This is a genomic window from Bradyrhizobium sp. HKCCYLRH1030 (genome assembly GCF_051168395.1).
Classification (GTDB): Bacteria; Pseudomonadota; Alphaproteobacteria; order Rhizobiales; family Xanthobacteraceae; genus Bradyrhizobium.
In genome coordinates this window covers 1-19,898 of record NZ_JBNPUY010000004.1, presented here as the reverse complement: position 1 = coordinate 19,898, position 19,898 = coordinate 1, and the positions used below count along the sequence as shown (strand labels likewise).

Annotated in this window: 19 protein-coding genes; 6 read left to right on the top strand and 13 right to left on the bottom strand. The window is 66.9% G+C overall.

All coding sequences use genetic code 11. The features are described 5' to 3' along the window. Positions 1-3: 3 nt before the first annotated feature. Together ACQR1E_RS13235 and ACQR1E_RS13230 are read left to right on the top strand one after the other, a co-directional pair. Positions 4-1,215: a geranylgeranyl diphosphate reductase gene (locus tag ACQR1E_RS13235; protein ID WP_316172523.1), complete on the top strand. Its 1,212-nt coding sequence runs from the start codon at positions 4-6 to the stop codon at positions 1,213-1,215. Between the two features lie 11 nt (positions 1,216-1,226). Beyond that, complete coding sequence (locus ACQR1E_RS13230) at positions 1,227-1,490, top strand: hypothetical protein (protein ID WP_315714313.1); 264 nt, start codon at positions 1,227-1,229, stop codon at positions 1,488-1,490. Positions 1,491-1,508: 18 nt separating this feature from the next. Here the strand turns inward: ACQR1E_RS13230 and ACQR1E_RS13225 are convergent, their stop codons facing one another. Then, positions 1,509-1,943, bottom strand: a complete 435-nt coding sequence (locus ACQR1E_RS13225; RefSeq protein WP_315714312.1) for a c-type cytochrome — start codon at positions 1,941-1,943, stop codon at positions 1,509-1,511. Positions 1,944-2,260: 317 nt separating this feature from the next. Here ACQR1E_RS13225 and ppsR point away from each other — a divergent pair, with 317 nt between their 5' ends. Both ppsR and ACQR1E_RS13215 read left to right on the top strand, forming a co-directional pair. Then, positions 2,261-3,631, top strand: coding sequence for a transcriptional regulator PpsR (gene ppsR, locus ACQR1E_RS13220; protein WP_315714311.1), 1,371 nt, complete (start codon positions 2,261-2,263; stop codon positions 3,629-3,631). Continuing rightward, complete coding sequence (locus ACQR1E_RS13215; RefSeq protein ID WP_315714310.1) at positions 3,632-5,806, top strand: GAF domain-containing protein; 2,175 nt, start codon at positions 3,632-3,634, stop codon at positions 5,804-5,806. A gap of 256 nt (positions 5,807-6,062) precedes the next feature. Here ACQR1E_RS13215 and ACQR1E_RS13210 read toward each other — a convergent pair whose 3' ends face one another. The 12 genes from ACQR1E_RS13210 to ACQR1E_RS13155 all read right to left on the bottom strand — a co-directional run bounded on the left by ACQR1E_RS13210 (position 6,063) and on the right by ACQR1E_RS13155 (position 16,966). After that, positions 6,063-6,746: a heme oxygenase (biliverdin-producing) gene (locus ACQR1E_RS13210; protein ID WP_315827732.1), complete on the bottom strand. Its 684-nt coding sequence runs from the start codon at positions 6,744-6,746 to the stop codon at positions 6,063-6,065. A gap of 17 nt (positions 6,747-6,763) precedes the next feature. Then, positions 6,764-7,690 (bottom strand): photosynthetic reaction center subunit M, encoded by a 927-nt coding sequence (gene pufM, locus ACQR1E_RS13205; RefSeq protein ID WP_315750173.1) that lies wholly within the window; start codon positions 7,688-7,690, stop codon positions 6,764-6,766. A gap of 18 nt (positions 7,691-7,708) precedes the next feature. Further along, the gene (gene pufL / locus ACQR1E_RS13200; protein WP_315810497.1) at positions 7,709-8,554 is read right to left on the bottom strand and encodes a photosynthetic reaction center subunit L; all 846 of its coding nucleotides are present in this window, start codon (positions 8,552-8,554) and stop codon (positions 7,709-7,711) included. Between the two features lie 141 nt (positions 8,555-8,695). Continuing rightward, entirely contained in the window at positions 8,696-8,884 is a 189-nt protein-coding gene (gene pufA, locus ACQR1E_RS13195) for a light-harvesting antenna LH1, alpha subunit (protein WP_315714306.1), read from the bottom strand. Between the two features lie 16 nt (positions 8,885-8,900). Continuing rightward, entirely contained in the window at positions 8,901-9,134 is a 234-nt protein-coding gene (gene pufB / locus ACQR1E_RS13190) for a light-harvesting antenna LH1, beta subunit (RefSeq protein WP_315714305.1), read from the bottom strand. Between the two features lie 152 nt (positions 9,135-9,286). Further along, the gene (locus ACQR1E_RS13185) at positions 9,287-9,514 is read right to left on the bottom strand and encodes a hypothetical protein (RefSeq protein ID WP_315827731.1); all 228 of its coding nucleotides are present in this window, start codon (positions 9,512-9,514) and stop codon (positions 9,287-9,289) included. Positions 9,515-9,543: 29 nt separating this feature from the next. Continuing rightward, positions 9,544-10,995 carry a chlorophyllide a reductase subunit Z gene (gene bchZ, locus ACQR1E_RS13180; protein WP_315827730.1) on the bottom strand — a complete coding sequence of 484 codons (1,452 nt, stop codon included), beginning with the start codon at positions 10,993-10,995 and terminating at the stop codon, positions 9,544-9,546. Beyond that, positions 10,995-12,545, bottom strand: a complete 1,551-nt coding sequence (gene bchY / locus ACQR1E_RS13175; protein ID WP_434897144.1) for a chlorophyllide a reductase subunit Y — start codon at positions 12,543-12,545, stop codon at positions 10,995-10,997. Before bchY ends, bchZ begins: the two co-directional genes overlap by 1 nt. Positions 12,546-12,576: 31 nt before the next feature. Further along, positions 12,577-13,587: a chlorophyllide a reductase iron protein subunit X gene (locus ACQR1E_RS13170; protein WP_434897143.1), complete on the bottom strand. Its 1,011-nt coding sequence runs from the start codon at positions 13,585-13,587 to the stop codon at positions 12,577-12,579. Beyond that, positions 13,584-14,525, bottom strand: a complete 942-nt coding sequence (bchC, locus tag ACQR1E_RS13165; RefSeq protein WP_434897142.1) for a chlorophyll synthesis pathway protein BchC — start codon at positions 14,523-14,525, stop codon at positions 13,584-13,586. Before bchC ends, ACQR1E_RS13170 begins: the two co-directional genes overlap by 4 nt. Before the next feature lie 89 nt (positions 14,526-14,614). After that, positions 14,615-15,760 (bottom strand): methyltransferase, encoded by a 1,146-nt coding sequence (locus ACQR1E_RS13160; RefSeq protein ID WP_315714299.1) that lies wholly within the window; start codon positions 15,758-15,760, stop codon positions 14,615-14,617. A gap of 336 nt (positions 15,761-16,096) precedes the next feature. Next, complete coding sequence (locus ACQR1E_RS13155; RefSeq protein WP_315714298.1) at positions 16,097-16,966, bottom strand: polyprenyl synthetase family protein; 870 nt, start codon at positions 16,964-16,966, stop codon at positions 16,097-16,099. Positions 16,967-17,089: 123 nt separating this feature from the next. Between ACQR1E_RS13155 and crtD the strand changes: the two genes are divergently transcribed. After that, entirely contained in the window at positions 17,090-18,619 is a 1,530-nt protein-coding gene (gene crtD / locus ACQR1E_RS13150; protein WP_315714297.1) for a 1-hydroxycarotenoid 3,4-desaturase CrtD, read from the top strand. A 155-nt stretch (positions 18,620-18,774) separates the two neighbouring features. Then, a complete protein-coding gene (locus ACQR1E_RS13145; protein ID WP_315714296.1) occupies positions 18,775-19,479 on the top strand; it encodes a hydratase in 705 nt (234 codons plus the stop codon). Positions 19,480-19,898 lie beyond the last annotated feature (419 nt).

Below are 19,898 nucleotides of genomic sequence, written 5' to 3'. Positions count from 1 at the left end.
CCGATGAGCCCCTCCTCCAGCCCGGAATGCTTTGATGTCGTGGTCGTCGGCGGCGGTCCCGCCGGCGCCACCGCCGCCAATGATCTCGCCCGCAAGGGTCATCATGTGCTGCTGCTCGACAAGGCCGGTCGCATCAAGCCGTGCGGCGGCGCCATTCCGCCGCGGTTGATCGCCGAGTTCGAGATTCCCGACCATCTGCTGGTGGCCCGAATCTCGTCCGCCCGCATGGTGTCGCCGAGCAACCGGGACGTCGACATGCCGATCGACGGCGGCTTCGTCGGCATGGTCGATCGCGAGCACTACGACGAATGGCTGCGCGCGCGCGCCGCCGCAAACGGCGCGATCCGCCGCACCGGGACCTTCAGCCATATCGCGCGCGACGACGACGGCAAGTCGGTGGTGCACTATGTCAGGCGCATGGACGACGGCAGCATGCGCGAGGACCGTGTGCGGGCCCGCGCCGTGATCGGCGCCGACGGGGCGGTCTCGGCCGTGGCGCGCCAGTGCATCCCCGAAGCCAGCGAGATGCGCTACGTGTTCGCGTATCACGAGATCGTCCGCTCGCCGGACCGCAGCCATCCGGTGTTCGATGCCGCGCGGTGCGATGTCGTCTATCGCGGCCGGCTGTCGCCGGACTTCTACAGCTGGGTGTTTCCGCACGGACCGACCACCAGCATCGGCACCGGCAGCGCGCATAAGGGCTTTTCGCTGCGGGGCTCAGTCGCCGAATTCCGCAAGGCCGCCGCGCTCGACGACCTCGAAACCGTCCGCCGCGAAGGCGCGCCGATCCCGCTGAAGCCGCTGTCGCGGTGGGACAATGGCCGCGACGTCGTGCTGGCCGGCGATGCGTCCGGCGTGGTGGCCCCGGCCTCCGGTGAGGGCATCTACTACGCAATGGCCGGCGGCCGCGCGGCCGCCGTCGCCGTTGCCTTGTTCCTCAAGACCGGCGATGCAGCCGCCCTGGCCACCGCCCGCAAATCCTTCATGCGCAAGCATGGCGCCGTGTTCTTCATCCTCGGCATGATGCAGCGCTACTGGTACACGAACGACGCCCGCCGCGAGCGCTTCGTCGCGATCTGCCGTGACAAGGACGTCCAGCAGCTGACCTGGGACGCCTACATGAACAAGGAATTGGTCCGCGCCAAGCCGCTGTCGCATGTGCGCATCTTCTTCAAGAACATCGCGCACCTCACCGGGCTCGCGAGGGCCGCCTAGCGGCTCGCGCAATGGGTGAGCTGTTTCGCAGCCCGCATCTGGTCGACCTGATCCTCGCGGTGGTCGCCGTGGAGTTCGCCGCCGTGGCGTGGATCTGGCAGCGGCACCGCCGCGGCATCAGCCCGCTTGGACTGCTGCCCAACCTGCTCGCCGGCGTGTTCCTGCTGCTGGCGCTGCGCTGCGCGCTGATCGGGGCGCCTTGGTTCTGGCTCGCAGGCTGTCTGGCGGCCTCGGGTCTCGCCAACGCCGCCGATCTGCGGCAGCGCTGGCGATGAGGGGGCGGCCGATACCGATCACTTCTTCTCGGAGAACGTCTTCAGATACGCGATGACGTCCTTGCGCTGCTGCTCGTTGGCGAGCTTGAACACCATCTTGGTCGATCCAGTGGCCTGATCCGCTTTGCCCTTGTCGGTGAGGAACTTCTTCAGGAAGGCGTTGGGATCTGGGAGGTATGCGAAGATGTTGTCCTCGGTCCAGACCAGCCCGGCCTCGCCGGCATGCTTGTTCAGCTCAGAATAGGCGAAGCCCGGATAGGTCCCGGTAGGCCGGCCGACCACGCCGGTGAGCACGGGACCGACCGCGTTCTTCGCCTCCGGTCCGATCCGATGGCAGGTCATGCACTGCTTGAAGACCTGTTCGCCCTTCGCAGCGTCGCCGCCGTCCAGCGCCAATGCGGCGCCTCCCGACGTTGCAACCACGACTGCCGCAACCAAACCCGCCTTGAGCATGTGCATCCTCCCAATTTGTCGTTCCGTTAGCCCATGTGACCTCATCGTTACATTTATCAGTGTCATGATATCTTGTCATTCTCACCCGAGTGATTAAGTCGCAGCTCGAACATGCAATAAGCGCAGGGATACCAACGAAAGCTGGATGCTCTGAAATAAGCCTTGACAGCGAGCGCCCTGCATGGGCTAACGACATTCTCAAGACTCTCAATACGTTAGCGGGATGGGGCGCAACACCTTCAAAATGCGCGCCAAATGAACTGGCCGCGATCCCCCGAGCGTCTCAAGAGGGTGCCAAGATAACGGGTGCCAAGACCATGGCCGAGTTTCACGGTCCACGACCCGACGTGACATTGCTGCTGGACATGGACGGCGTGATCCGTGAGGCGACGCTGTCGCCGAACATGTCAGCCGAGAATGTCGACATCTGGCTCGGCCGTCCCTGGTCCGAGATCGTCGATGATGCGAGCGAGAAGATCGAGCGCATCATGCAGGACACCAGGCGGACCGGCATTTCCGCGTTCCGACAGATCACGCAGCGATTCCCGAGCGGTCTCGAGCTGCCGATGGAATTCACGACCGTGCTGCTCGGCGGCCGGGCCGGCATGCTGGCGATCGGCAAGAATCTGCAGGCGGTCGCGGAGCTCCAGGCCCGGCTGATCTCGGCCCAGCAGACCATCGAGCGCGACTACTGGAAGCTGCGCGAGATCGAGACGCGCTACCGCTTGGTCATCGAGGATTCCAACGAGGCTGTGCTGCTGACGAAGGTGTCAGATCTGCGCATCGTCGAAGCGAATCGGACGGCGGCAGCCGCGCTCGGCGTTTCAAGCCGGCGCCGGGACAATCTGGTGGGCCGCGAGTTCCTGCAGGAGATCCCGCAAAAGGATCGCGAGCCGGTGGAGCTGATGCTGAGGCGCGTCCGCGACCAGGGCAAGGCGCCGGGCATCGTGATTCACCTCGGCCAGGACACCGCCCCCTGGATGCTCCGGGGATCGCTGATGAGCAGCGACACCGCCCCGATGTTCCTGCTGCAGATGGCGCCGATCGGCAAGGCCGCGCAGCCCGGTCCGCTGCCCGACGATCCCGAGGCGCTGATCGACAATCTTCCCGATGCCGTCATCAGCATCGATGGCACCGGTGCCGTCAAGCGCGCCAATCGGGCCTTCCTGGAGCTGGTCGAGGTCGGATCGAAAGAGGCGCTGATCGGCGAGAAGCTCAGCCGGTGGCTGACGCGCCCCGGCGCCGACCTTTCGGTGCTGATCTCCAACGTCGAGCGCCATGGAGCCGTCCGACTGCTGTCGACCACGATCCAGGGCGAGCTCGGAACCGAGACCGAGGTCGAGATCTCGGCCGCCGCCCATGGCCTCGACGGCCAGCGCCGGATCGGCCTGGTGTTGCGCAACATCGCCAGGCGGTTGTCGCCCACGGCGGAGCATGACAATCTGCGGGTCGCCCTCGCGGGCATCAACGAATCGGTCGGCAAAACACCATTGCGCGACCTGGTGAGGAGCACGGTCGAAGTCGTCGAGCAGCATTACGTCCGCGCTGCGCTCGAGCTCGCCAACGGAAACCGGACGTCGGCTGCCGAAATTCTCGGCCTCAGCCGCCAGAGTCTTTACGCCAAGCTCGATCGGTATAATCTGAGCCAGCTCGAAGAAAGCGACGAGGAAACCGAAAAGGGGAGATAGTTGCCCGTTCCGCTGACAACGCCGGCCTTCGGCCACGCTACTCTTGCGGATTGCGAGCGTGAACAGATTCATCTCGCAGGCTCGATCCAGCCGCACGGCATTCTCCTGGCGGTCAAGGAGCCCGACAACATCGTCATCCAGGCCAGCACCAATGCGGCCGCCTTCCTCAACACCGGCTCCGTGGTCGGACGTCCGTTACGCGATCTTGGCGGCGATCTCGCGCTGCAGATCCTGCCGCATCTCAACAGCCCGCTCCATCTGGCTCCGATGACCCTGCGATGCACCGCCGGGGCGCCGCCGCGCCGGGTCGACTGCACGCTTCACCGGCCCTCGAATGGCGGGCTGATCGTCGAGCTGGAGCCGGCGACGAAGACGACCAACATCGCGCCTGCGCTCGACGGCGCCTTCCACCGCATCACCTCAGCCTCATCGCTGCTCGGCCTGTGCGACGAGACGGCGACCATCTTCAGGGAGATCGCCGGCTACGACCGCGTCATGGTCTATCGCTTCGACGAAGATGGCCATGGCGAGGTGTTGTCGGAGCGGCGGCGGCCGGATCTGGAGGCCTTTCTCGGCAACCGCTATCCGGCGTCCGACATTCCGCAGATCGCGCGCCGGCTCTACGAGCGCAACCGGGTGCGCCTCCTGGTCGACGTCAACTACAGGCCTGTGCCGCTGCAGCCGCGCATCTCGCCGCTCAACGGCCGCGATCTCGACATGTCCCTGAGCTGCCTGCGCAGCATGTCGCCGATCCACCAGAAATATCTGCAGAACATGGGTGTCGGCGCGACACTGGTGTGCTCGCTGATGGTCAGCGGAAGGCTGTGGGGACTGATCGCCTGCCATCACTATGAGCCGCGCTTCGTGCCGTTCGACATTCGCGCGGCAGGCGAGGCGCTGGCCGAGACCTGCGCGATCCGGATCGCGGCGCTGGAGAGCTTTGCCCAAAGCCAGTCCGAGCTGGTCGTGCGCCGGCTGGAGCAGCGGCTGGTCGAAGCGGTGTCGCGCGACGGCGAATGGCAGGCCGCGCTGTTCGACGGCTCGCAGTCGCTGCTGCAGCCGCTCGGTGCCAGCGGCGCGGCGCTGCTGTTCGAGGGCCAAGTCACGACCGCCGGCGACGTCCCGTCGACGCAGCGCATCCGCGACCTCGCCGCCTGGCTCGATCGCCGGCGCAACACTCCGGGAGCAGCCCCCGAGGGCTTGACGGCGACCAGCTCGCTGACGCTCGATGAGCCGTCCTTTGCCGACATCCGCTCGATCGCCAGCGGCTTGATCGCCGCTCCGCTGTCGGCGAGCGAGGGCGAGTATCTGTTGTGGTTCCGGCCGGAGCAGGTCCGGACGGTGACCTGGGGCGGCGATCCGCTCAAGGCCGTCATCATCGGCGACGATCCGTCGGATCTGTCGCCGCGGCGCTCGTTTGCGAAATGGCATCAGCTGGTCGAAGGCAAGTCCGAGCCTTGGTCGAGCGCCGAGCTCGCCTCCGCCCGCGCGGTGAGCGAAACGGTCGCCGACGTGGCGCTGCAGCTGCGTTCGGTCCGCATGGTGATCGCGCAGGACCAGCTCGCCACGATCAGCGCTCAGGTGCTGCGCTCGGAGCAGCCGGTCATCATCGCCGATGTCGAGGGCCGCATCCTGCTGATGAACGAAGCGTTCGAGCAGCAGCTGCGCGCCCCGCATCCGCACATCCCGCATCTGCGCGATCTCGGCAGCTACTGCACGGCGCCGGCGGAATTCCGCGCCAATCTCGACGACCTCATGCGCAACAAGCGGAGCTGGCGCGGCGAGCTGACACTGACGGGCGGCGCCTCGCCGCAACGGCCGTTGATGGTGCGCGCCGACCCGGTGATCGCACCGTATGATCGCGTGCTCGGCTTCGTGCTGATCTTCTCGGACTTGACCGAGCGCAAGACCGCCGAGGCGGCCCGGGCGCGCTTCCAGGAAGAGATCGACGGCGCCCGCCGGCCGACGCTGCGGCTCGATCAGAGCGCAAGCCTGATCTACAAGGAGCTCGCTGCCTCCACCGTGGAGAACGCGCAGCTCGCGGCGCTCGAGGTGACGCACGGAGCACAGGCCGGCAGCATGCCGGAGATGCTGGAGAGCATCCGCAATTCGACCACGCGGACACTGGAGATCCTCGAGCACCTGGTGTGGTACCGCTCGCAGAGCGAAGAGTGACGGCGGGCCGCAGCTCTCGTCCGGGCGACCTCGACTGCCTTGTCCGTCCTGTCTCCGGAGAGCCAATCTGGATTCGAAAATCTCCCGACGTCGGCCTCTGCGATCCAAGTTGCGGCTGGGCCGAATTGGAAGGGCATATGCGATTGCCCTGCCGGAAAGGAGGAGCAGAGCCCACCGCCCTCGGGGGAGGACGCGGGGTCTCACGCGATCGTATTCGACCAACCCGATGGCGAAGGATCAATCAGGCCTCCGCACATCACGTTCTCAGCCCGGCCGCCTCCTGCAGCGCTTGCGACAGCGTGATGTTCATCTCGAACGCCAATGCCGCCTCCTCGACGACGGTCTCATGCTCCGCCATCGCCGCGCCCGCCTGCTCCAGCACGTCGCGGTAGTCGTCCTTGAACTGCGGGATATCAGCGATCTCGGGGAATTCGTAGAACGACGTCGCCTCGGGCCGCAGCTCGAGCGAACGCGCGAGAATCCTCTTGATGATCTGACCGCCGCTGAGATCACCGAGATAGCGCGTATAGGCATGCGCCAGCAGCCGATGGCCGGAGCCGGCTCCCGCTTCCTGGATGACCCGGACATAGGCGATGGCCTCGGGCAGCAGCGGCAGAGGGCTCGCATCGAACCACGCAAGATCAAGCTTGATCGCAGCACTGCGATGCAGCTCCGGCCGCACGATGCGGCCCATCACCGGCGTTCCCTGATGGCGGAGCAGCTCCGCTTCGAGCGTCTCGTAGACCGGCATCAGATTGCGCAACAACAACGCGTAGGCCTGCCGCGTGCCGCGTCCCCGCAGCAGCTCGGCGACGATCCCGGTCCGCTCCGCGGTGACGTGCAGCGTCTTGGTACGCTCGCGCATCGCCTGCAAGAGACTGGCCGGGCGCGCGCTGCGTCCGGCCGTCTCGATCCGATCCAATTCGACTCTGTCCAACATGCCTCGACCTGCAGCAGTCAGCGCGGCGGCGCCAGCCCGTGTTTCACGCCCCAGTCGAACCAGCTGTCGACGACGGTGCCCGACAGTAGGATACCGATGCCGCCGGTCAAGGGACAAAGCACGGCGAACCACCAGGCCCAGCGATGGATCGATTCGGCCGTGGCATTGAAGCCCATCGTCCAGCGCCAGAACAGCGCACCGCGTTCGAAGGCCGTGCCGCGGTCGACGATCTGCTCGAGCTCACGCTCGCCGCCGTAGCGGCTGATCGCGAGCACCGTCGCGCCATGCATCGCGAACAGCAGCGCCGATCCGTACAGGAAGGCGATCGAGAGCATGTGGAATGGGTTGTAGAACAAATTGCCGTGGGTGATGGAGAAGTTGTTGGTCCAGTCGAGATGCGGGAAGATGCCGAACGGCACCGCCTCGCTCCAGCTCCCCATGAAGATCGGCCGGATGAAGCCGAGCACCAGATAGAGCCAGATCGCCGCCGCGAACGCCCACGACACATGCGTGCCGAGGCCGAGCGCCCGGGCGCGGCGATAGGTGCGCGCCCACCACAGCAGGATCGACGTCGTCAGGAAGAAGCCGGCCATCAGCCACCAGCCGCCCTCCTGCAGCGGCGGGAATATCTGCAGGCCGTATTCCGGCGCCGGCGGCTGCAGCGCCAGCCACGGGAACTGTCGAATGAACTCGAGCGGGCTCCAGTTCACCGACGCCAGCATGTTGAGACCGATGATCTCGATCGCGACGAAGCCGGACATCAGCGAGGCGAGGCCGAGGAAGCCGAGATAGACCGGCCCCACCTGGGCGTCGCCGACCTTGCCGAACCAGTAGTTGAAGCTGCCCTTGCCGAGCCGCTCCCAGATTCCGGGCTCGATCGGGATGCCCGGGTAGATCGCACTGCGAACTTGGATCTGCGTGAAGATGTTCTGGTATTGGGCCATGGTGACCTCTCCTTGAACTCATTGCGGCGGCGACCAGATCGGGACCCTGCGCCACCACTCCCACCAGTCCGACCAGGCATTGCCTTCCGGCAGCAGCCAGGCGGGACCGGAGATGACGATGCACACCGCGCTGAAGAACACGGCCGACAGCGCCAGGAACAGGCCGACCCGGTGGATGCCGAGCGTGCCGACCGAATAGCCGATCAGATCTCGGAACATCGTGTTCTCGTGCTCCGGCGACTTCATCTCCTCACCCCGGCCCGGATTGCTCGCCGAGAGGATCAGTCCGCCGTGCAGCGCGAGCGCGAGACAGGTCGTGAAGAAGAACGTGATCGCGATCATGTGCGCGGGATTGTAGTGGAAGTTGCCGAACTGATAGCCGGTGTTCGACACCCAATCGAGATGGGTGATGATGCCGTAGGGGAAGGCGTAGCTCCACGAGCCCATCAGCACCGGACGGATCACCTCCAGCGTGAAATAGGCGAAGATCGCAAAGCCGAAGGCGAACGGCACGTGATAGCCGATCGCGAGCTTGCGGCAGATCTCGACCTCCCGCAGCGCCCAGGAGACGAATGCGCCATGCGCGCACACCGTGATGAGCTGCCAGAAGCCGCCCTCGGTGAGTGGCGCGAATGACAGCCCGTATTTGGCGTCGGGCGGGTTGATGCTGATCTGCCAGAGATTCCACGTCGGTCCGAGCGCCGTGGCGTAGAGGATCAGCGCCACGCCGACGAAGGTGAAGAAGATCGTCGTCACGCCGAAGAAGCCGACATAAAACGGTCCGACCCAGAAATCGAAGAGGTCACCGCCGATCAACGTGCCGCCGCGGACGCGGTATTTTCGTTCAAAGCTGAGCATTGCCATCGGTCCTGCCTCCGCTGCCCGTCGCTCGATATGCTGCGTGTCGTATCGTCGTGTCGTGAATTCGTGGACAAGAGGATTTGGGAAGCGGGCGAACGGGGTCTGCCGCCGTCGCACGTCCGCTTCCCTCTGGTCGTCGAGCTGTTAGCTGAGCTTCAGCGGGGTCGCCGGCTCGGAGATCGACGACGTCTTCGCTGCACGCGGTCCCTCCAGCCAGTTGAACCGGTTGGTGCTGAGCAGGATGAAGTGAATCACCAATGCCAGCCCGAACAGGAACACGCCGAGAGCCACGAGAACCCTGCGGGGATCGAACAACAACCACAAGCGCCACATAGTTTTCTCCTTTCGATCAGGTCAGGTAGGAGAGCACGATATTGGCGTAGTGGGTCGCCCCATCCAGCGCCGCCGCCTTGTAGCCAGTCGGCCCGGGCAGCCAGGGACGCCACATCCAGGCGAGAATGTGGGCGACGATCGCAACCGCCGTGAAGACCACAAAGCTCGTCATGAAGATGCTATGGAATTCCCTCGCCTCCGCTTCGGTCAGCCCCGACAGAGAGCCTCCCTTGTTTGGTACGTCCACCATAGTGGTACCTCCTGGTGTTGGCCTTTCGGCCGGATGCCACTCACCGAGATGAGCGGCGTCGAAGCGCCATCCCGTCGCCGGGATGGCATCCATGCGGCGAGCCGCACGAATTCCTAGCAATACTTGGAGAGCGAACTCACAGCTCTCGAAACTCATAACCCCATGAAGGACGAGGTCGCGCAGTTCGCGGCCTTGATCCTTGCTTCACCGACGATCGCGCCGAGCGGCGCGGGCCGGTGGCCGGTGATGATGGAGCCGATCCGGCGCAGCACGCCCTCGACCATCAGCACGGCGAAGCACACCGCGTAGACCAGGAGATAGTCGATGCGCTCGCGCGATCTCGGCGCGACGTCACGATCAATGCGCTCGTATAACGACATCGTGCTCTCCCTCTCCGCTATCCCCGTGCCTATGCGGCCTGGCCCGTTGCGAGCTGCGACCGCGCATGCGCGAGAACGTCCTCCGTCACCTTGTCCAACCCGGCCTGGCGCGCGCCGCGCTCGGCCGCGTCGCGCAGCCGCTTGGCCGCCGAAATCCGCACCAGCACCGGCTGCGTCTCGATGATCTGATCCAGCGCGAGCTTGGCGCCGTCATCCCACGGCAATTCACGCTCGAGTCGCGCCGGCGTCGCCGCGATCTGGTCGAGCTGGGTGGCGAGCGGCAGGATGTTGAACAGCGCATCGAACAGCGCGTTGCAGACCTCCTGCACGACATAGGTCGCGCCGGAGTAGCCCATGAACGGCGTGCCGGTGTGGCGGCGGATCACCGTCCCCGGGAACGAGGCCGGGATGTAGATCGACCGGTTGCCGGCTTCCGCCGCATACATGCGCTCGTTATAGCTGCCGAACAGCACCAGCGGCGGCCGCTCATGGATGGCCTTGCGGATGGCGTCGTTGTCGGTCTTGGCGCCGGCGCAGCGCGAGATCGCGAAGCTGCAGGGCAGCCCGAGCTCGGTCTCCAGGAAATTGCGCAGGCCCCGCGCGTAGGTCTCGGACGCGACGATGCCGAAGCTCGCGGTGCCGAAGAAGTCCTGCGTCACCGAGCGCCACAGGTCCCACAGCGGCTTGATCGTCGTATGCTTCTCCCGGGTGATGAACGGCTCGGGATCGAGGCCGAGCATCTCGCCCAGGGAGCGCAGGAATTTCGTCGTCGAATGCAGCCCGATCGGCGCCTGCAGATAAGGCCGCTCCAAGGTCTCGCACAACAGCCGCCCGAACTCGCGATACATGCAGACGTTGACGTCGGCATCGACCAGCTTTCCGACATCGGCGAGATGGCTGCCGAGCGGAAACACCATGTTGATCTCGGCGCCGATGCCTTCCACCAGGCGACGGATCTCGGCGACATCCGACGGCGTGTTGAAGGTGCCGTAGATCGGGCCGATGATGTTGACGCGCGGCTTCTCGCCGTCCTTGCGCGGCTTGCGCTCCGGGATCTTGCGCAGGCCGTATTCGCTCCACAGCCAGCTCAACGCGCGGTTGGCGCTCTGCCACTGGTCCTCGTCGATCGTGCGCGGCAGGAAGCGCTTGATGTTGGAGCCTTCCGGCGTGACGCCGCCGCCGATCATCTCGGCGATCGAGCCGGTGACGACCACCGCCGGCAGATCCGGATCGAGCGCGGCGCGGGCGCGCTTCATCGCCTGCTCGGTGCCCTTCTGGCCGAGCTCGTCCTCGCCAAGCCCTGTCACGACGATCGGCAGCTCATGCGGCGGCAGGCCGTCGGTGTAGTGCAGCACCGAGGTCACCGGCAAATTCTCGCAGCCCACGGGGCCGTCGATGATGACCTGCAGGCCCTTGATCGCGGTGAAGGCGTAGACCGCCCCCCAATAGCCGCCGGCGCGATCGTGGTCGAGGATCAGCATCACACCATCTCCTCGGACGTGCGCTTCCTGGCCTGCGCCGCGACCGCCTTGCGGAACTTGTCGCGGAATTCGGGACGTTCGACCGGTGTGACCTGCCACACGCCAGCATTGTCGCCCTCGCCGACACCTTCGAAGAAGTCGCGCATCTCGTCGAAGCGCGCCTTGCCTGCGATCGCCGCGTTGACGACCTGCGCCAGCGAGCCGGCTCCGGAGACACCAAACAGCGGCCGCGCCGAGATCAGGTTGGTGAAGTAGAGTGACGGGATCGCGCGCGCCTTGGCCTTCTGCACGACCGGCGTGGTGCCGATGGCGAGATCCGGCGCGAACTCATCGACCGCCGCGAGATCCTGCTCCAGCGAGGCGCGGTACTGCACGCGCACACCGCGGCTCTCGAGCCAGGCACAATCGGCCTCCGACCAGCGCGTGCGCGGACAGGCGGTGCCAACATAGCGCAGATCGGCGCCGCTCTCGGCCAGCAGACGCCCGACCAGCAGCTCCGATCCCTCATATCCCGACAGCGTGATGCGGCCGCGGATCGGCGTGGCCGCAAGCGCCGCGCGAATTGCCGGCAGCGCCGCGGTCTTGGCCGCATCGATCTGCGTACGTCCGACACCGCAGACCGCGCCAACGGCCTCCAGCCAATCCGCCGTGCCATCGCAGCCGACCGGCCCCGAGCCGATGATCGGACGGCCCGCTGCCTCGAACTCACGGATCGAGGCCGTGTAGAACGGATGGATCGCCGCCACGGCCGCGCAATCCAGCGCGCCATACAGCTCGCGCCATTCGCGCGTCGGCACGGTCGGACCAGCGGCAAGGCCGAGCGGCGCCAGCATCATACCGATGCCGACGGGATCGGCGGGAAACATCTCACCTAACAGCGCGATGGTCGGCCGATCGCCGCGCGGCGCGCGCGGCGCCTGCACCGGGCCCTGCTCCGCTTCGCGGCGCGCGTAGTTCAGCATCGCGCCGGCGAGCACGTCCTTGGCCTCGGCATGGGTCGGCACGCCAAACCCGGGCACGTCGATGCCGATCACGCGAACGCCGTTGATCTCCTTCGGCAGGATCTGCAGCGGCACGCCCGAGGCGGTGGGGACGCAGAGATTGATGATGACGACGCAGTCGTAGTTGGCGGGATCGGCCAGCTTGAAGACCGCCTCACGGATGTCCTCGAACAGTTTTCCGGTGACCAGCGTCTCCGAGTTGAACGGGACGTAGCCGACGCTGCGCCGCGCGCCGTAGAAGTGCGAGGTGAAGGTCAGGCCGTAGACGCAGCAGGCCGAGCCCGACAGCACGGTCGCGGTGCGCCGCATCCGCAGGCCGACGCGCAGCGAGCCGAACGCCGGACACATGCTCTGCGGCTGGTCGTGCGGTCCCGCCGGATAATCCGCGGCATAGCGCGCCAGCACCTCGCTCTTGCCGGCGGCATCCGCCGCCTTCTTGAGCTCGGCTTTGCCGGCATGACAGCCGAGCGCCTCGGGCTGCACCGGCAGGAGGCCTGCCTCTGCGCCGCTCTGCGCGCTCATTGCCTGATGGACCACAGGATCGCTCATTGCATTACATTCCGCTCGTCGGCCGATCCCATCACAAATTGTCGTAGATCACTTCGAGCGACGGCTTGGTCACCGCGGCGCTGCCACACATGTCTTCGAGCGTCGCCTGCTCCAGCACGACGCCGCGTCCCACATCCGAGCCCTTGAACAAACCGAGCAGGCCGTCATGCGTCAGTGGGTGCGGATGCTGCGGCGGCGCCTCGGCGACGTTCTTGGCGAGATGCTCGAACAGCGGCGCCCAGGGCGTTCCAGGCCGGCCGATGATCTGATAGCTCGCGCTCTTGCGGCGGATGTCGTCGTCCGCCGGGATCGAGGCCAGCACCGGAATGCCGGTCGTCTCGGCAAATGCGGCGGCCTCGCCGGTGCCGTCGTCCTTGTTGATGACGATGCCGGCGACGCCGACATTGCCGCCGAGCTTGCGGAAATACTCCACCGCCGAGCAGACATTGTTGGCGACGTAGAGCGATTGCAGATCGTTGGAGCCGACGATGATCACCTTCTGGCACATGTCACGCGCGATCGGCAGGCCGAAGCCGCCGCAGACGACGTCGCCGAGGAAGTCCAGCAGCACGTAGTCGAAACCCCAATCGTGGAAGCCGAGCTTCTCGATCAGCTCGAAGCCATGGATGATGCCGCGTCCGCCGCAGCCGCGGCCGACCTCGGGCCCGCCGAGCTCCATCGCGAACACGCCGTCGCGCTTGAAGCAGACGTCCCCGATCTTGACCTCCTCGCCGGCAAGCTTCTTCTTCGAGGAGGTCTCGAGGATGGTCGGGCAGGCCCTGCCGCCGAACAGCAGCGAGGTGGTGTCGCTCTTCGGATCGCAGCCGATGAGGAGCACCTTCTTGCCCTGCTGGGCCATCATGTAGGACAGGTTGGCGAGCGTGAAACTCTTGCCGATGCCGCCCTTGCCGTAGATCGCGATGATCTGCGTGGCCTTCTTCGGTGCAGCCGTCGACGGCGCATCCGGCTCGATCGCCGCTTCGGCGCGCAGGGCATCGGTCATCTCACTAATTTCGGCACTGATCTTGGTCGGGGCGTTCATGCTGCAGCTCTCCAGTCCAAGACCATTTTGAGACATGACGGATCGTCGAACGCGGTCCGGTAGGCGCTCTCCGCGGACAGAGCGTCGGCGTGGTGCGTGATCAGCCCGTCCAGAGACAGCCTGCCGGTGTCGATGAGATTGCGCACCGCGAGCAGATCCTCGTGCTTCCATTCGGCGGCGACGCGGATCGCCGCCTCGCGCATGAAGGCCGGCGGATAGGAGAAGGTGAGCGGCGCGCTGTAGAAGCCGGCGAGGATGATCTCGCCACGCGGCGCCAAGCGAGCGATGAGACTGTCGAGCAGGCCGGCATCGCCGCAGGCATCGAAGATCAGGCGATAGTCGCGTCTGCTGTCCTCTGCGGGATCGATGACGCGATAGCCCGTCGCGCCAACGGCGCGCTCCGGATTGCTCTCCCACACCACGGGCGGATCGCCGCCCATCGCCACGATCAGCCGTGCCAGCAGACGGCCGAGCACGCCATGGCCAACCACGCATTCGGCCTGGCCGTCACCACCGATCGACAATGCATGATAGGCGGTGGCCGCCAGCGCCAGCAGCACGCCGCGCTCGCCGGTCGTTTCATCGATCGCAACAATGCGCTGCGCGGGAACGTTGAGGCGCGAGGCGGCGGCGCCAAACAGGCTCCTGACCTCGCCGAAGCAGCGCGCCGCGCCCGGCACGAACACGCGCTCGCCTTTGCGAAAACCGGAATGCGGGGCGGCGTGCGCGACGCGGCCCACCGCCTCGTAGCCTGGTACGAGCGGATAGCCCATGCCCGGGAAGGATGGCATCCGTCCCTCGTACAGCAGCCGCTCGGTGCCGGTGCTGATCGCGCTCCATTCGATGTCGACGGTCAGGCAGTCCGGGGCATCTGCGAGCACCAGGTGCTGCAGCGACAATTGCCTCGGCCTCCCCAGTACGACGGCGATCGCGTCCATAGCCCAACTCCCCAGCGACGCCCGCTTAGTTACGGGTGTCAGGTTAGCCTGACTGAAAGAAGTGTCAATATTTATTTACAGTCCGGGTGTCAGCTTTTCGCGACAATCACGCTTGCGATCAGCGGAATTCGCGTACGAAGCACTCGCACCTGCGAAAAACCCGCCGCCTGGAGCAGGTCGCGCAAGCGGGCGGCGCTGCGCGGCCGCCCCTGTCCCATCGCGCGGAGATAGATCTCGAAATAGGCGCTGACGCCGTCGGCCCCGCCGGCCGCCTCGCGCATCGGCTCGCCCAGCAGCAGCACGCCATCGTCAGGCAAGGCGGCGCGCACCTTCGCGAGCAACCGCGCCACGGCGTCGTCGTCGTGATCGTGCACGACACGAATCAGCGAGATCACGTCCGCGCCGGTCGGGAGCGCATCATCGTAGAAGCTGCCGGCCGTGATCGTGACGCGATCGGCGAGCCCGGCCCTGGCGAGACGCTCCTGCGCGATCGCGGCGACCCCGGGCAGATCGAACAGCTCGAGCTGCAGTTGCGGCGCAGCCCGCGCGGCGGCGGCGAGGAAGCTGCCGTCACCACCGCCGACATCGAGCAGGCAACGGTGGCCGCTCAGGGGATAGGCTGCGAGGACGATGTCCGCGATCATCGGCTGCGACGCCGCCATCAGCGCCGTGTAGGGCGCGACGCTGTCGGGTGTCAGCGCATCGCCGGTCTTGTCCAGCGCATACGGCCAGTACTGCGCGAGCCGGCGCTGGCGGTCATGTCCGCGCAGCAGCGCCACGGGATCGGTGAGATCGGCATACAGCGCGGCGTGATGTCGAACCATGGCGGCGATCCCGGGATTGCCGACCAGCGCCGCGCCGAGCGGCCCGAGCCCGTAGCGCGCCGCACCGCGGCGCTCGAGCAGCTGAAGCGCGGACGCCGCCTCGCACAGGCTGAGCATCGCGTCGGGGGCCATCGCCGCGCGCGACGCCAGTGTCGCGACATCGCGGGGGCCGGAACGCAAGCCTTCGAACAGATCGAGCTGCACGCAGGCCGCCAAGGTCTGCGAATAGACGAAGCCGGCGCAGAGATCGAACAGCTGCGCGGCACGCTTGCGCGCGATCGGCCGCGTCAACGGAAACGCCGCCGCCCAGCGTTGGAATGCCGCACTCGCCAGCAGCCCGTCCCGCCAGCCGCGCCAGCGATCGCCGAAGCTGACCGGCGCCGGCGTGTTGTGGCGGATGGCCCCAGGCATGGCGCTACGGCTCCAACCACGAAGGTTGCGCTGGCTGACGCAGTTGATTGGTCCGAATGGCTCGACACACGCAGGTGCCCACCCTCCCCTGGAGGGGGAGGGTCGCCGCGCGCGAAGCGCGCGGCGGGGTGGGGTGGGCTCGGAAATTGGTGCTTATGAGTCCCGATGCCCTTCGCTGCGCCTGCCTAAGCCTGCGGGGTATCACCGGCACTGCGCGCGCGGATGGGCTGTCACCCCACCCCGCCGCGCGCTTCGCGCGCTTCGACCCTCCCCCTCCAGGGGAGGGTGAGCAACGCTCGTGTGGTGAGACCGTCGCCATCCCATGCGGCCGAACAATCACGCCGCCGACGCCGCCAGGCGGCGCGGCACGAGGCGCTTGGCTTCCTGCTCCATCAGCAAACGCAGCTCGTGCGCGTGGGCGCAGGGCGGCATGGTGCGGATACCGTCGGCGACGAGGTCGTGCAGATAGCTGACGGCGCCGGTGAGCCCATAGATCAGCACGGCGTTGGGCCGACCATGCGCGGCGTCCTGGCCGACGGGCTTGCCCGCCTCCTCTTCATCACTGGCGGCATCGCGAATGTCGTCGGCGACCTGATAGGCCTCGCCAATGGTCTCGCCGAGCGTGCGCCACGCTTCCGGATTCTCATGCCCTGCCGCAGCGGCACCCGACACGGTGGCCGCCGCAAACAGCGCGCCAGTCTTGGAGCGGTGATAGCGCGACAGATCGATCTGCGGCTCGCATTCCCAGGCTTGCCCAGCCGAGATGCCATGCGGCACGCCGACGGCATCGCCGATGGTCGCGATCAGCTGCGCCAGCCGCAGCGGCGAGCAGCGCGACTTGGCCAGCGTCTGGAACGCGAGCACGATCAGCGCGTCGCCCGCGAGCACCGCGAGCGGCTCGCCGAACGCGGCATGCACCGAGGGCCGCCCGCGTCGCAGCGCCGCGTTGTCGAAGCACGGCAGATCGTCATGCACCAGCGAGGCGCAGTGCAACAGCTCGATCGCCGACCCGGCGGCGTCGGTCGCCGCGGGCTCGTCGTCGCCACAGGCTGCGGCCACGGCATGACAGAGCCGGGGCCGGACCCGCGCGCCCTTGGGGAACACTGCGGCCTGCATCGCCGCCGACAGCCGTGGCGGACATCCGGGCCGGTCGGCCAAAGCGACCGCTGCGACGAGGGATTTCTCGATCCGGGCCACCACGTCCATGTCCGCCTCCCCTATCGCGAGGTCCACCCGGCCCTCGCTTATGTAAATTACAGCTTACACCCATAATGTAAATCATGCTAGACATTTCCCGTGTCAGGTCCTGCGGACGGGAGGTGCGAGGAAATGGCCGATCACCGCCTGATCGTGGTTGGCGCCGGCATCGCCGGGCTGGCCGCTGCGCTCACGCTCGCCGCGCGCGGCGCCGAGGCGACGGTGCTGGAGCGCGCGCCCGCGCCCGGCGGCAAGATGCGCCAGATCGCGATCGGACCTGTCAGCATCGACTCCGGTCCCACCGTGTTCACGATGCGCTGGGTGTTCGACGAGCTATTTGCCGAGATCGGCACCGCACTCGACGATCATCTCACCCTGACGCCGCTCGACGTTCTCGCTCGTCACGCCTGGACCGATCGCCGCACGCTCGATCTGTTCGCCGACGAGGAGCAATCGGCCGACGCCATCGGTCATTTCGCCGGACGCAGCGAGGCCGAGGGCTATCGCGCCTTCTGCCGCGATGCCCGCCGCATCTTCGAGGTCCTGCGCGATCCGTTCATCCGCACGCCGGCGCCGAGCATGACGCATCTCCTGCGCACCGCCGGCTTTCGCGACCTCACCGCGATCCGCCCATTCCAGACGCTGTGGAAGGCGCTCGGCGGCTATTTCCGCGATGCCCGCCTGCAGCAATTGTTCGGCCGCTACGCGACCTATTGCGGCTCGTCGCCGTTCCATGCGCCGGCGACGCTGATGCTGGTCGCCCATGTCGAGCAGTCCGGCGTCTGGCTGATCGACGGCGGCATGCACGAGCTCGCCGCGTGCCTCGCGGCGCTGGCGCGGCGCCGCGGCGTCACCATCCGCTATGACGCCGAGGTCGCGGGCATCGCGACGAACGCCGGCCGCGCTGCGGGCGTGCGGCTCGCCAATGGCGAGCAGATCGCCGCCGACGCCGTCATCGCCACCGCCGATGTCGCGGCATTGGCGCAGGGCCTGTTCGGACCCGAGGCGGCGCGAGCCCTCCCCGCCATCCCGGAATCGGCGCGCTCGCTCTCGGCGATGACCTGGAGCTGCATGGCGCGCGCCGACGGCTTTCCGCTGTTGCGTCACAACGTGTTCTTCTCGCGCGACTCCCGCGCCGAGTTCGAGCAGTTGATCGACCGTCGCACGATGCCGCAGGAGCCGACCGTCTATGTCTGCGCGCAGGCGCGCGACGACCAGCCGCGCAAGGCTGCGACGAGCGAGCCGCTGTTCGTGCTGATCAACGCCCCCGCCACCGGCGACCATCACAGCTTTGCTCCCCCGGAGATCAGCCAATGTGCCCGCCAGACCTTCGACCTGTTGCAGCGCTGCGGCCTCAGCATCGCGACGACGCCGGAATTGACCCGCGTGACGACGCCGACGGACTTCAACCGGATGTTTCCGGGCACGGGGGGCGCGCTGTACGGCCGCAGCTCGCACGGCTGGATGGCATCGTTCCAGCGGCCGGGCGCGCCGACGAAGCTGCCGGGGCTCTACGTGGCGGGGGGCAGCGCACATCCGGGACCGGGCGTGCCGATGGCGGCGCTGTCGGGCCGGATGGCCGCTGCACGGGCGATCGCGGACCTCGCTTCGACCGCCTTGTCCCGGAACACGGCTATGCGTGGTGGTATGTCGACGCGCTGAGCGATGACGGCCGCTTCGGCATTACGCTCATTGCCTTCGTCGGCAGCGTGTTCTCGCCGTACTACGCGTGGTCGCGGCGGCGGGGAGCGGCTGATCCCGAAAATCACTGTGCGCTCAACGTTGCGCTCTATGGCGCGCGCGCGCGGCGCTGGGCCATGACCGAGCGCGGACGCGGCGCGATCACGCGTGAGCCTGCGAGCCTCAGGCTCGGTCCGAGCAGCCTCGCCTGGAACGGCCGCGAACTCACTATCGAGATCAGCGAGGTCAGCGTGCCCTGGCCGCTGCCACTGCGCGGTCGCGTCCGCGTCGTGCCGACGGCGCTGACCGAGATCGCGTTCACGCTCGATGCCGAGGGACGCCATCGCTGGCAGCCGATCGCGCCATGCTGCCGCGTGTCGGTCGATTTCGATCATCCGGATCTGCGCTGGCGCGGCGACGGCTATTTCGACACCAACCATGGCGACGCGCCGCTGGAGCGCGACTTCCAGAGCTGGCAATGGTCGCGCGCGGCGACGCGCACCGGCACCGTGATCTCGTATGACACGGTCGCACGCGACGGCGCCAATACGTCGCTCGCGCTGCACGTCGACCCCGCGGGCCGTCTGGAATCGATCACGCCGCTCACGGAGGCGCCTTTGCGCAAGACGCTGTGGCGCGTCGACCGCAGCGCCCGCGCCGACGCCGGCGCACCGGTGCGCGTCGTGAACACGCTGGAGGACGCCCCGTTCTACGCGCGCTCCCATCTCGCCGCCCGTCTGCACGGCGAGGATGTCGAGGTGATGCATGAGAGCCTGTCGCTCGACCGCTTCCAGATGCCGATCGTCCAGGCCATGCTGCCGTTCCGGATGCCGCGGTGGTGAGGATGGGACAGGGGCGACGTTGGCTGCAGTCGCTGGCGAGCGCAGCGGACCTGCAATGGTCGCGGAACGACGGCGGAATGCGGCGAGACAGATTCCGATAATAATAAATCTCTTGCTATTTATCTGAAATCATGATTGTCTACGCGCATCCCGCCTCACCGCAGAGGGGCGTAGCGCGCGATCGTCACGACACGCGAGGTGGGGATGCGATGGCCGCGAGAGATCGCAGCATCCTCTTCGACGAGGGTGCCGACGAACGATGTCTTGCGGACGTGAAGTCGCAGCGTCCTGATACCCCGACGCTGGTATCAAGCCGCGATGGCGCTCATGTGCCGCGTGGTGATGGTGGCCAACAAGCCCGGCGCACCAGGGAGACTGCGTATAAGCGTGAAGACCGTCGCGCAGGGAATGCCGGTGGC

What these genes read in the sequence shown, in the direction of transcription:
- ACQR1E_RS13170 (WP_434897143.1), bottom strand. Translation starts at nt 13,587, where the DNA reads ATGAACGCCCCGACCAAGATCAGTGCCGAAATTAGTGAGATGACCGAT.
- bchC (WP_434897142.1), bottom strand. Translation starts at nt 14,525, where the DNA reads ATGGACGCGATCGCCGTCGTACTGGGGAGGCCGAGGCAATTGTCGCTG.
- ACQR1E_RS13155 (WP_315714298.1), bottom strand. Translation starts at nt 16,966, where the DNA reads ATGGACGTGGTGGCCCGGATCGAGAAATCCCTCGTCGCAGCGGTCGCT.
- ACQR1E_RS13185 (WP_315827731.1), bottom strand. Translation starts at nt 9,514, where the DNA reads ATGTCGTTATACGAGCGCATTGATCGTGACGTCGCGCCGAGATCGCGC.
- pufA (WP_315714306.1), bottom strand. Translation starts at nt 8,884, where the DNA reads ATGTGGCGCTTGTGGTTGTTGTTCGATCCCCGCAGGGTTCTCGTGGCT.
- pufL (WP_315810497.1), bottom strand. Translation starts at nt 8,554, where the DNA reads ATGGCAATGCTCAGCTTTGAACGAAAATACCGCGTCCGCGGCGGCACG.
- ACQR1E_RS13225 (WP_315714312.1), bottom strand. Translation starts at nt 1,943, where the DNA reads ATGCTCAAGGCGGGTTTGGTTGCGGCAGTCGTGGTTGCAACGTCGGGA.
- pufM (WP_315750173.1), bottom strand. Translation starts at nt 7,690, where the DNA reads ATGGCCCAATACCAGAACATCTTCACGCAGATCCAAGTTCGCAGTGCG.
- ACQR1E_RS13145 (WP_315714296.1), top strand. Translation starts at nt 18,775, where the DNA reads ATGACCGAGCGCGGACGCGGCGCGATCACGCGTGAGCCTGCGAGCCTC.
- bchY (WP_434897144.1), bottom strand. Translation starts at nt 12,545, where the DNA reads ATGAGCGATCCTGTGGTCCATCAGGCAATGAGCGCGCAGAGCGGCGCA.
- ACQR1E_RS13230 (WP_315714313.1), top strand. Translation starts at nt 1,227, where the DNA reads ATGGGTGAGCTGTTTCGCAGCCCGCATCTGGTCGACCTGATCCTCGCG.
- pufB (WP_315714305.1), bottom strand. Translation starts at nt 9,134, where the DNA reads ATGGTGGACGTACCAAACAAGGGAGGCTCTCTGTCGGGGCTGACCGAA.
- bchZ (WP_315827730.1), bottom strand. Translation starts at nt 10,995, where the DNA reads ATGCTGATCCTCGACCACGATCGCGCCGGCGGCTATTGGGGGGCGGTC.
- ACQR1E_RS13160 (WP_315714299.1), bottom strand. Translation starts at nt 15,760, where the DNA reads ATGCCTGGGGCCATCCGCCACAACACGCCGGCGCCGGTCAGCTTCGGC.
- crtD (WP_315714297.1), top strand. Translation starts at nt 17,090, where the DNA reads ATGGCCGATCACCGCCTGATCGTGGTTGGCGCCGGCATCGCCGGGCTG.
- ACQR1E_RS13210 (WP_315827732.1), bottom strand. Translation starts at nt 6,746, where the DNA reads ATGTTGGACAGAGTCGAATTGGATCGGATCGAGACGGCCGGACGCAGC.
- ppsR (WP_315714311.1), top strand. Translation starts at nt 2,261, where the DNA reads ATGGCCGAGTTTCACGGTCCACGACCCGACGTGACATTGCTGCTGGAC.
- ACQR1E_RS13235 (WP_316172523.1), top strand. Translation starts at nt 4, where the DNA reads ATGAGCCCCTCCTCCAGCCCGGAATGCTTTGATGTCGTGGTCGTCGGC.